Below are 11,747 nucleotides of genomic sequence, written 5' to 3' on the forward strand. Positions count from 1 at the left end.
CAACACCTTTTAGAGTTAAAAGCTCTTCCCCAAGACCTCGTAATTGACTTACAAAGGCGTTTCCCCCAAAACGCGGGAAACACAAACAATGGCCTGACACACTCAGGCCGTCAGTTGATATAGCCCAGATACCTTTGCCTGATTTCGCGAACGTAGGTGACAGGTTCTGATCCCCTGACGTAACCAAAGCGGGCCTTTTTATAATACTCGGGCTTGGATAACAGCAGCATGGCCTTCTCCGTGTTGTCGAACCATTTGTTTGGGTCCAGCCCGAGTTTTCTGGCCAGCTTGCGGGCGTCCCGGACGTGACCGGGACCTGCGTTATAGGCCGCCAACATAAAGAAGGTTCTTTCGCCCACCTCCAGATCTTCGGGAAAGCGATCCCGAAGCCAGTTCATATAGGTGACGCCAGCTTCGATACCCTGTGCCGGATTTTTCAGGTTGCTAAAGCCAAATTCTTTGGCGGTTCTGGGCATAACCTGCATCAAGCCTAAAGCCCCGGCAAAGGATTTGGCATTGGGATTGAATTTGCTTTCCTGATACATCTGCGACGTGATCAGGCGCCAATCAAAACCGTACTTTGCGGAAACTGTTTTCACGAGATCGTCGTATCTGGAAAGGCCCGAGCCATCCACAATCCGTCCTTCCAGATAGGTTTTTATTTTTCTCTCGTTTTTAAAGTACTTATTGAATTTGATGTTGTAATACAGACCGCGATATTCCTTTTTAATAAAGGCATTGGCTGCGTTCAGAATGTCGATTTGATCATCGCGAACAAGCCAGCCAATCGAGGTGGGATCCTGATCGAGCGACAGTGATTTGAGTTTGGCCGAATGGGCTTGCTCAATTTTGGCCAGATGGCCGTCGACAATGGTGTAATCAATCTCACCAACCTCAACCTTATCGATGATTTCTTCTGTGGTCAGCCCCGGAAACGCCATGATGTCGATGTCCGCAACAGACTCTTGCAAACGTGCCACAGTATTTACGTAACTCGTCGATGGATTGATCCCGCCCTGCCTGCCGGAAAGATCCGCAATCGCGGTGATATTGGCATCAGTAAAAATTAATTGCTCCGGGAGTTTCAAATAGGGGCGAGAGAATTTCAGGCCCCGCGATTCGCGCTCTTTGGTCTGAGTGATGGAGGCCGCAGCAATATCACCTTCGCCATTCTGAAGCGCTTGCATCAGTTCATCAATGTCGTTTTTTAATATTACGGCGAGGTGCAGATCGTTGTCGGAGGCAAACTTTTGCATCAGATCATAATCGAAACCCATCAATTCGCCTTTCCACATAAAATAACTGGCTGGGTTGTTGAGGGTCAGCATCCGCAATTTGCCCGACTTTTTAATTTCTGCCCAAGATCGTTTTTCCAACTGCTGGTGACTGGCGCGCAGATGGTGTGATACCAGAAACTGGTTAAGGCTTTCCTGAAGGTCGACCGCGTTCTTACGCACGGACCAGGCGATGGCACGATTCTTTTTAATGATCATGCCCTTGTGCAGATTGGGATAATCCAGAAGCAGCAGGTCGGCAACATTGGCGTCGAACACGGAAGCCTGTATTTTGCCGGCGTTAATCAACTCAAGTACATCGGAATCGCTGAGGCTTGAATCCAGTTCAAACAGGGGCAGGTCATCTCCGAACGCCTCCAGTACAGATTCAGCATAGGCTGTTCCCGCCGGTACCGATATCGACTTGATGTCTGCAATCGAGGAGACAGGTTTTTTTGCGATAACAATTTCGGATGTCTTGTTGATCGGGTTTATAAAACGGACACGCTTCTTTCTGGAATCGGTCACTGTCATATTGGTAATAATCACATCACCCTGCCCGGAGGCTATGGTGGGTATCAAATCTGCAAATGAATCTACGTAAATCCAGATTACCGAAAGCCCCTGCTGAGTGGCATAGGTTTGAGCCAGATCCTGATAGGCACTGACGGGGATTCCTTCACGGGGCAGAGCATCGGCACCATCGTATCGAGGGGCCACAAATCGTATAACGCCACGTTGAAGAATGGCGTCGAGGTCGCCTTTTTCTTCGTAGTTCTTAATCCGGTTTTCCAGACTGCCTATCTGGTTGCTATCTTTGCTGTTTTGCGTGTGGTTTTCCTCGGTTGATGCCTTTTCTGGGGGTAGGGTTGAAAGGTCGAGCCTATTGTTGTCCTCGGTACAACTGACAAGGCTGAATAACATCAACAGAGGTATAAATAATTTCATTCCGGGCTCCGAGGTTTTCTGCCAGTTTACGTTTCTTTTTCCAGCAGGGGTATTTAAGTAAGCCATACTTTAGATCATCATCGTTCGGAATGCTGGTTCCCTAGTGTTCCTACCAATACATAGACCACTTTACAGGCAATAACATCATGAGAAATTTGCTGAAATTAATTGGCGTGCTAATAAGCTTGCTTGTGGTGGCTGTTGGGCTGGTGAATGTGCCAGCCGTGCAGGACAAGCTATTGGACCGAGCCGTTACCCGGCAACTACTCAATAGTCCGACCGATCTGTTTGAAGACGATGCCATGCGGGTTGTGATTTGTGGCAGCGCCGCACCCATGCCGGTGCGAGAGCGAGCCTCCGCCTGCGTAATGGTGATTGCCGGCGGCAAGTTTTATATGGTGGATACCGGCAACCGCAGCACCAATAATCTCGGGCTTTGGGCCATCCCCTTCAGCCGCACCGGCGGTGTGTTTCTCACCCACTTTCATTCGGATCATATCGGTGATCTGGGCGAATTCAATATGATGACCTGGGCACAGGGGCGCCCGGCACCACTCAATGTTTATGGCCCGCAGGGCGTGACTGAAGTGGTCGAAGGTTTTGCCAAAGCCTACGGTCAGGACAGTGGCTATCGCACCGCTCACCATGGCCCGATCCTGTTAAATCCGGCTCGCGGCAAGATGATTCCCAGAGAAATTCTGCTGGAGGGGGATTCAGCGATTGCAATGGATGACGGCGATCTGAAAGTCACCATGTTTTCTGTCAACCACGCACCAATCCATCCCGCCGTAGGCTATCGCTTTGATTATAAAGGGCGTTCGGTGGTCATCAGTGGTGACACCATCAAGGTGGACAACATGATCAAGTATTCACAGGATGCCGACCTTCTGGTGCACGAAGCGCTGGCCATGCACATCGTCCAACAGATGCAAGCCACCGCGGGCGGCTTGGGTAACGAGCGGATAGAGAGCATTTTATCGGACATTCAGGATTATCATGCCTCACCCGCCGATGCCGCGGTCGTAGCCAATGAAGCCAATGTCAAAGAACTGGTGCTGTATCATCTGGTACCGACGCCACCGAACAGCATTGCCGAGAAAGTGTTTATGCGAGGCGTCAGTGACATTCGCGCCTCGGGAGTCACTCTGGGGTACGATGGTTTGACTTACACATTGCCGCTGAACTCGACAGCAATCATCCAGGAAGATATGAATAACCGATAGCGCTCTCAAACCTCTGAGACTAAGCCATACTGATATCAGCGGCTAAACCACTTAAGCAGCCGCTGCGTAATTGGGTATATAGGGTTTTTATGGAGGTTTAATATGTATCGCTTGATATACAAGAGCACGGGCATTGACGTGATCAACTGGGACACGGTTGAATCCATTATGCACGCCAGCGAAGACTACAATCGTCGCAAAGACATTACCGGGGTTCTACTGGCCAGCAACAGCAGCTTTTTGCAGGTACTGGAAGGTCGCTATGAAGACATTAACGAAGCCTTTATGCGCATCGTTATGGATGATCGTCACACCGACGTCAAATTAATTGTATTTCACCCGATCGATTCCCGCCTGTTCAGCTCCTGGCATATGAAGGGCATTGGCGTATTTGATCTGAGCGAAGACACCGCAAAGGCATTGAAGCAAAAATACGGCGAAAGCAATGGCGAAGTAAATTTCCCCCTGGAAGAGTGGCAGGTTCTGGCCATGGTGCAGGATATCAATCTGGTGCTGGACATTCCCGAGTGGAAAAAATAGCGACACGCCTCATTTCATAGCTCATCCTATTCACACCGCCAGTAGCAAATCCACAATAGTCTGCTGATCATCCTCCTTGACTCAAACACTCGCTGCCCATGCATTGCAGAATCATAATGATATGATACAGCATATCATTTTAGGACATTCTCTAGTATAGTCACGCCCCGACGAATCAACCGCTTCGGTATTCCTGATGAAATCAACATTGATTAAACACGCCAGAATAGTGAACGAAGGCCGCACAACAGAAGCTGATGTACGCCTTGACGGCCAGCGCATCAGCCAGATCGCGTCAGAGTTGGTCGCCCAGCCCAATGAACAGATTATCGAAGTGGATGGACAATACCTGTTGCCGGGAATGATTGACGATCAGGTTCATTTTCGTGAACCCGGATTGACCCACAAGGGCACCATTGCCAGTGAATCACGGGCCGCCGTAGCCGGTGGCATCACCAGTTATATGGAGATGCCCAACGTCAATCCGGCCACCACCACCATTGAGGCACTGGAAAGCAAATTCGATATTAGTGCCAAGTCGTCCATGGCCAATTATTCCTTTTATCTGGGTGCCACCGAAGACAATCTTGAGCAAATCAAGCGACTGAATCCGCAACAGCACTGCGGCGTTAAAGTGTTTATGGGGGCTTCTACCGGCAGCTTACTGGTTGAAAAACCCGAAGCACTGGACGCCATCTTCCGTGACAGCCCAACCCTGATTGTAACCCACTGTGAAAAGGGCCCAATCATGGACAAAAATCTGGCAGACATACTGGCGACGGGCAAACAACCTGATATCACCCAGCATCCGATCATCCGCGATGTCGAAGCCTGCTACGCGTCCTCTTCCTATGCGGTTGGACTGGCCAAACAGTTCCAGAGTCAGCTGCATGTGCTGCACATCACCACCGAGAAAGAGCTGAGCCTGTTTGAGGCCGGTTCGATTGAAACAAAAAACATTACTGCCGAGGCCTGCGTTCACCACCTGTGGTTTACTCAGGACGACTACCCAAGACTGGGTAATCTGATCAAATGCAACCCGGCTATCAAATCGGTCACCGATCGCGATGCCTTGATTCAGGCGTTGCACACCAACCAGATTGACATTGTGGCCACCGATCACGCACCGCATACGTGGGAAGAAAAACAGCAGGATTACAGCAACGCACCAGCTGGTTTGCCTCTGGTTCAACACGCCCTGCTGACTCTGCTCGATCACGTCAGCCATGGGCGTCTGTCGCTGGAACAGGTTGTCGAAAAGATATGCCATAACCCAGCCAAGCGCTATGGCATCGTTGATCGCGGATTTATTCGCGAAGGCTACTTTGCCGATCTCGTGTTAGTGGACACAGCGCAAGATACCAAGGTCACTCACGACAACAGCTTGTATCACTGTGGTTGGACCCCGTTTGCCGGCCATCAGTTTTCAGCACGCATCAAAAGCACCTGGGTTAACGGCCAACAGGTTTTTGATGGCTATCGTATCATCGAGCAAGCTTTGCCCTCGCAACGACTTGCCTTTACTGGATGAATAGGGATTTACAATGTTAATGCGCGCCTTACCGGACATCACATCCGACGTAGAAGCTGAAACTCCTGCGACACTGCAGTGGGTTGGCATGGAAGAAATTGCCGTTCCAATTTCGATACAATTCAATAATGAATTCAGCCAAACGGTGGCGGCCAAGACTAACGTTTTTGTCAGCCTCGATGCCGCCGACTCGAAAGGCATCCACATGTCCAGAGTGCATCTGGCCATCAACAAATTGGCTGGAGTTGAATGCAATCAGAACAACATCAACAAGCTGCTCGATGAAATGGTAACGTCGCAAGGCGACATCAGCCAGCAGGCCAAGGTAGAACTAAAATTTGATGCCATTCTGAAAAAAGATGCGCTACTGAGTGGCGAGAGCGGCTTTCAATCTTACCCGGTTATTATTCGTGCTGAGAAAAACCTGCAACGCTATAGTTATGAATTTGAACTGACGATTCCCTATTCCAGCACCTGCCCCTGCTCCGCATCTCTGACGCGCCAGCTCTACGCCAACGCAATCAACGATGCCTTCCCGGATGCAACCATCGACAAACAGGAACTTTTACTCTGGGCGCAATCGCAACAGGGATCGGTCGCCACCCCGCACAGCCAGCGTTCATACGCCTACATTCGGTTGGCCATAGGCGAATCGGATTGGCCCGATCTATCGGATTTGATTTTTCATTTCGAAGAGGTGATAGGCACACCGGTACAAACTGCGGTTAAACGAGTTGATGAACAGGAATTTGCACGACTCAATGCCAATAACCTGATGTTCTGTGAAGACGCGGCTCGCCGAATCAAAAGCAGCCTCGAAGCCATGAATGCAGTAGAAGATTACTGGTTCAAGGTAGAGCATCAGGAAAGCCTGCACGCTCATAATGCCGTAGTCACAGACAGTAAGAAAGTCACCGACAGTAAAAGAAAAATCACAGGCAGTAATAGAAAATCGTAGGCCTTCAAACCAATCATAAATCGCCAATAAAAAGCCCAAGCAACTGACAGAATCATCCGTTATGAATACAACAGAAAACAATCTGGTCATCACATTACCAGACGGCTCAACTCGCACCCTATCATCCGGCGCCACCATTATGGACATCGCCAACGACATCGGGCCCGGACTCGCCAAAGCCACCATAGCGGGGGAAGTAAACGGCAATCTGGTGGATGCCTGCGATCCGATCCTCTCAGACGCCAAGGTAAGAATCATCACCGCCAAAGACCATGAAGGATTGGAAATCATTCGCCACTCCTGTGCTCACCTGTTAGGCCATGCCGTCAAGCAACTATACCCCACAGCGAAAATGGTGATTGGTCCGGTGATTGACAACGGCTTTTACTACGACATCGCCTTCGAACGGCCTTTTAGCGCGGATGACCTGGCCGCCATTGAGCAGCGCATGAAGCAACTGATCGCCACAAAATATGACGTCATTAAAAAAGTCACACCCAGAGATGAAGTCATTGCCACCTTTGAGCAGCGAGACGAATCCTACAAATTACAATTGATTGCCGATATTCCTGATGAGCAGCATATGGGGTTGTATTACCACGAAGAGTACATTGATATGTGCCGCGGTCCGCACGTGCCCAACACCCGCTTTCTGGAGCATATGAAGCTGACCAAAATTTCCGGCGCTTACTGGCGTGGCGACTCCAAAAATGAGCAATTGCAAAGAATATATGGCACCGCCTGGGCCACTAAAAAAGAATTAAAAGCTTATCTGAATATGATGGCCGAAGCAGAAAAACGCGACCATCGCAGACTGGGTAAAGAACTGGGTCTTTTCCATTTTCATGAAGAAGCCACCGGTGCGGTTTTTTGGCATCCCCATGGTTGGACGTTATTCCAAACCCTGATTGAGTACATGCGTCGACGTCAACGTAATGCCGATTACATTGAAGTCAACACTCCTGATGTCATGGACCGAAGCCTGTGGGAGACCTCAGGACACTGGCAGAATTATCAGGACCATATGTACACCACCGACACCGCGGATGAAAAAACTCTGGCGCTCAAGCCGATGAATTGTCCCGGCAGTGTCTTGATGTACGACCACGGTTTGAAAAGCTACCGCGATTTACCCATACGCATGGCCGAATTTGGCAAGGTGCATCGTTATGAGCCATCGGGATCCTTACATGGGCTGCTGCGGGTTCGCCACTTTACTCAGGATGATGCGCACATTTATTGCACTGAAAACCAAATGCTGGACGAATGCAGCAAAATCATCGGTCTGGTTCTGGAGATTTATCAACAGCTGGGCTTTAACGACATCCGCATCAAACTCTCCACCCGACCAGACAATCGCATGGGTGACGATGCAACTTGGGATATTCTCGAGTCATCACTGACCGATTCACTGAAAATATTGAACCTCGATTACAGCCTGAACCCCGGTGAAGGGGCTTTCTATGGTCCCAAATTGGAATTTGTGCTGCGCGATGCCATTGGCCGGGACTGGCAGTGCGGCACCTTGCAAGTCGACATGAATTTACCCACTCGCTTTGATCTCAACTATGTGGATCACGATGGCACCAAAAAAGCCCCGGTCATGTTACACCGCGCACTGTTTGGCTCATTGGAGCGCTTTACCGGTATATTGATCGAACATTACGAAGGTAAATTCCCGGCCTGGCTGGCTCCAGTGCAAGTAGCCATCTTAACCATTTCGGAAAAATTCGACGACTACGCCCACAAAGTCAGTGGCGTCCTCGCTGCCTCGGGCCTGAGAGTGGAACTCGACGATTCGAAAGAAAAAATCGGTTATAAAATTCGCCAGCAAACCCTGAAGAAGGTACCTTACATGATGGTGGTGGGCGCCAATGAGATGGAAACCGGTCAGGTCAATCTGCGTTCGCGCAGTGGCGAGCAAATGAACTTTGACGATATCACCAGTGCTCTGGAACACCTTCAGCAAGCTTGCCGGGCACCGGATATCGAAGATCCGAAACTCACATTACAAAACAAGCTGAATGAGCTGAACTCATAATCAATGGGTTGAATACGCAACAAAATGACACAGAGGAAGTGAATCATGCACGACAACGACATCGTCGCTTTATTCGATCAGTGGAACAGCGCCTTGCAAACCGGCGACCCGAAGCAAGTGGCGGCACTCTACGCCAGCGACGCCACTCTATTGCCCACCGTATCCAATCAGGTTCGTCATAACCATCAGGAAATTGAAGACTACTTTGTGCATTTACTTGCCAAAGGGCCTCAATGCACAATTGACGAATCCAATGTCAGGTCGCTGGGTAATCTGGCCATCAACTCCGGCATCTATACGTTCCATTTTAAGGACAAGTCACAGGTGCAAGCTCGATTTACTTATGTCTATCGATGGCTGGATCAGGGATGGAAAATCATTGAGCATCATTCATCGGCCATGCCAGAATAAATACCTCTTGTTTAACACAGCCACCGTACGCCATGAACAATATTATTCTCGCCAGCACCTCCATCTATCGCAAACAACAGCTGGAGAGATTGCACACGCCCTTTACCACAGCGGCGCCCGACATTGACGAAGAACCGTTAAAAGCTCAGGGTCTGGACCCGATAACACTATCCAAACAGCTGTCACTGTTAAAAGCCCGCGCCATCAGCGCCCAACATCCCGACGCGATTGTGATCGGCGGTGATCAGGTGGCCAGTTTCAATCAGGGCATACTGAGCAAGCCCAAAACCAAAGACAAAGCCTGTGAGCAACTCAGCGCCCTGTCGGGCAATTCACACCAACTGATCACTTCTCTGGCTATTATCGCCAAGGGCGAGGAGTATGTGCACACCTGCATCGCCAAAATGAAAATGCGGGCACTATCCCCACAACAGATTAGCCGCTATATCGACATCGACGAGCCACTGCACAGCTGCGGCTCCTATCGCCTCGAAGCTCTCGGTATCAGTCTGTTCGAAAACATCGAGTGCGAGGACTATACCTCCATCATCGGCATCCCTCTGATGTGGACCGCCCGGAAGCTGACCGATCTGGGCATTGCCATTCCCTGATATCCGAAAAGTCGATACAGACTAGCCTTTGCTTCTGGATAAAAACGCCATCACTGCTTCCTTGTGCTCCGGCAAAGAGAAGCAGGTGCGCAGGGCATCGGATTCATTTTGCCAGACTTGGGTGTCATCCTGCTCCAGCACATTCTGATCAAGCAACTGTTTTGTCAGCATGGTCATGGGACGAGGATTTTTGGCAATTTGACGGGCTTTGGCGATGGCTTCATCCAACAGTTTGTCGTGATCAATCAGAAAATCCACCAGGCCAATTCTATAGGCTTCGTCCGCTTCAACGGTGCGGGCACTCAGAAAAATTTCCGACGCACGGCCAAATCCGACACGGGCCGCCAGATATTTGCTGGAACACATTTCAGCCACAATACCCAGTTTGGTGAACATAAACATAAAGCGTGCTTTAGTGGACGCCATCAGAACATCGGCGGCCAGAAAACAGGTCACACCACCGCCCACTGCCAGACCATTGAACGCCACCACAACCGGTTTGGAATTGCGCAACATGGCCGTCCAGTCCAGCGGCAACCCCAGCCCACCCAAGTACGGATCATTCTCCTCGTAGGGGACTTCGCCGCGCAGCTTGGGCAAGAAGGTATCGTTCATATCACCACCGGCCGAGAACACCTCATCGTCGCCGGTAATCACTATCGCACCGACGTCATCGTCACTGTTGGCTTTTTCTATGCTCTCGGCCATACCCGCCAGCACCGCATTGCTCAAACTGTTCATGGATTCCAGATAGCTGATTTGAATCAGGGCCACACCGCCCTCCAGCTTTTTATAAATAATCGGGTTATCACTCATGGGCTTCTCTCGCACTGGATTACATTGACGGTCAGGTTATGCCCCGAACCCATGGTGCAGCAATGACATAAACCAACGTTGAATAAGCCCATAGGGCTCGCTCACCGACTGGATCAATCCCGTCACCTGAACTTATGACCAAGACAACGAAGTTGGTCAAAAGACAATAGAATTCCCGCTTTGGTCAATGCCCCCAAATTGCCGCATCGATAGTCTGAAAACTCAACACAACACGAGCAGTAGAACCATGATTCCAAGAACAGTATTTGAACCCGAACACGATCTATTTCGTGAATCCGTGCGCCGCTTTCTGGAAACCGAAGCCGTGCCCTACCACGATCAATGGGAAGAAGACGGTCAGGTGGATCGCGACCTCTGGCGCAAAGCTGGCGCTCAGGGATTCTTGTCGCCAACCGTGAGTGAAGAATATGGCGGCGTTGGGGCCGATTATCGCTACAACGCCATTGTCAATGAAGAGGTCTCACGTCTGGGCCTGAACGGCATCGGCTGGACCCTCCACTCTGATATCGCGGTGCCCTATATCGAACACTATGGCTCACCAGAGACCAAGCAGAAATACTTGCCCGGCTGTGTTTCAGGCGATGTGGTCACCGCCATCGCCATGACCGAACCGGGTACCGGCTCGGATCTGCAGAGCATCAAAACCACGGCCGTAGCGGACGGCGACCATTACATCATCAATGGCTCCAAAACCTTTATCACCAATGGCCAGCACGCCGATCTGGTGGTGGTGGTCGCCAAGACCGACCCGGATGCCGGCGCCTTTGGTGTCAGTCTGATTCTGGTGGAAACCGACAGCCCGGGATTTGAAAAGGGCAAGAATCTGAAAAAACTGGGCATGAAGGCCCAGGACACCTCCGAGCTGTTCTTCAACGATGTCCGGGTACCCAAACAAAATCTGCTGGGCAAGGAGGGCGAAGGCTTTATCTACCTGATGCAGGAATTGCCGCAGGAGCGCTTGAGCATTGGCGTGATTGCCACCGCCGCAGCCGAATCCATGATTGAACAGACCATCGATTACGTCAAAGACCGCAACGCCTTTGGCAAACCGGTGGCGGCCTTCCAGAACACCCAGTTCAAGCTGGCCGAGCTGTCCACTGAAACGGCCGCGGCCCGCTGCTTTCTCGATCGCTGTCTGGAATTGCATCTGGACAAAAAGCTCGATACCACCGGCGCCTCGCAGATCAAATTGCTGACCTCCGAGCTGCAAAACAAGGTCGCCGATGAGTGTCTGCAATTGCATGGCGGCTATGGTTACATGTGGGAGTACCCCATTGCCCGCGCCTTTGCCGACTCGCGGGTGCAGAGAATCTATGGTGGCACCAGTGAAATCATGAAATTAATTATCGCGAGAGATCTTCTGGCGGATTAAA

10 protein-coding genes are annotated in these 11,747 nt (G+C 50.6%); 8 read left to right on the forward strand and 2 right to left on the reverse strand.

The features are described from left to right. Nucleotides 1-110: 110 nt before the first annotated feature. Complete coding sequence (locus tag ACPXV9_RS00705; protein ID WP_423893749.1) at nucleotides 111-2,222, reverse strand: transporter substrate-binding domain-containing protein; 2,112 nt, start codon at nucleotides 2,220-2,222, stop codon at nucleotides 111-113. A gap of 146 nt (nucleotides 2,223-2,368) precedes the next feature. On the opposite strand from ACPXV9_RS00705, the gene ACPXV9_RS00710 reads away from it, so the two are divergent. The 7 genes from ACPXV9_RS00710 (at nucleotide 2,369) to ACPXV9_RS00740 (ending at nucleotide 9,537) form a co-directional block, all read left to right on the forward strand. Beyond that, complete coding sequence (locus ACPXV9_RS00710; RefSeq protein WP_423893750.1) at nucleotides 2,369-3,445, forward strand: MBL fold metallo-hydrolase; 1,077 nt, start codon at nucleotides 2,369-2,371, stop codon at nucleotides 3,443-3,445. Between the two features lie 102 nt (nucleotides 3,446-3,547). Then, nucleotides 3,548-3,985: a BLUF domain-containing protein gene (locus ACPXV9_RS00715; protein ID WP_423893751.1), complete on the forward strand. Its 438-nt coding sequence runs from the start codon at nucleotides 3,548-3,550 to the stop codon at nucleotides 3,983-3,985. Nucleotides 3,986-4,181: 196 nt separating this feature from the next. Next, nucleotides 4,182-5,516: a dihydroorotase gene (locus ACPXV9_RS00720; RefSeq protein WP_423893752.1), complete on the forward strand. Its 1,335-nt coding sequence runs from the start codon at nucleotides 4,182-4,184 to the stop codon at nucleotides 5,514-5,516. Between the two features lie 13 nt (nucleotides 5,517-5,529). Next, nucleotides 5,530-6,474, forward strand: a complete 945-nt coding sequence (gene folE2, locus ACPXV9_RS00725; protein ID WP_423893753.1) for a GTP cyclohydrolase FolE2 — start codon at nucleotides 5,530-5,532, stop codon at nucleotides 6,472-6,474. A gap of 61 nt (nucleotides 6,475-6,535) precedes the next feature. Further along, complete coding sequence (thrS, locus tag ACPXV9_RS00730; protein WP_423893754.1) at nucleotides 6,536-8,515, forward strand: threonine--tRNA ligase; 1,980 nt, start codon at nucleotides 6,536-6,538, stop codon at nucleotides 8,513-8,515. A 45-nt stretch (nucleotides 8,516-8,560) separates the two neighbouring features. Further along, nucleotides 8,561-8,926 carry an SgcJ/EcaC family oxidoreductase gene (locus ACPXV9_RS00735; RefSeq protein ID WP_423893755.1) on the forward strand — a complete coding sequence of 122 codons (366 nt, stop codon included), beginning with the start codon at nucleotides 8,561-8,563 and terminating at the stop codon, nucleotides 8,924-8,926. Between the two features lie 32 nt (nucleotides 8,927-8,958). Beyond that, the gene (locus ACPXV9_RS00740; protein WP_423893756.1) at nucleotides 8,959-9,537 is read left to right on the forward strand and encodes a Maf family protein; all 579 of its coding nucleotides are present in this window, start codon (nucleotides 8,959-8,961) and stop codon (nucleotides 9,535-9,537) included. 21 nt (nucleotides 9,538-9,558) lie between these two features. On the opposite strand, the gene ACPXV9_RS00745 is transcribed toward ACPXV9_RS00740, so the two are convergent. Beyond that, the gene (locus ACPXV9_RS00745) at nucleotides 9,559-10,353 is read right to left on the reverse strand and encodes an enoyl-CoA hydratase/isomerase family protein (protein ID WP_423893757.1); all 795 of its coding nucleotides are present in this window, start codon (nucleotides 10,351-10,353) and stop codon (nucleotides 9,559-9,561) included. Between the two features lie 247 nt (nucleotides 10,354-10,600). On the opposite strand from ACPXV9_RS00745, the gene ACPXV9_RS00750 reads away from it, so the two are divergent. Then, nucleotides 10,601-11,746 carry an acyl-CoA dehydrogenase family protein gene (locus tag ACPXV9_RS00750; RefSeq protein ID WP_423893758.1) on the forward strand — a complete coding sequence of 382 codons (1,146 nt, stop codon included), beginning with the start codon at nucleotides 10,601-10,603 and terminating at the stop codon, nucleotides 11,744-11,746. Nucleotide 11,747 lies beyond the last annotated feature (1 nt).

This window comes from Candidatus Pelagadaptatus aseana, from assembly GCF_040362265.1.
Taxonomy (GTDB): domain Bacteria; phylum Pseudomonadota; class Gammaproteobacteria; order Pseudomonadales; family Cellvibrionaceae; genus Pelagadaptatus; species Pelagadaptatus aseana.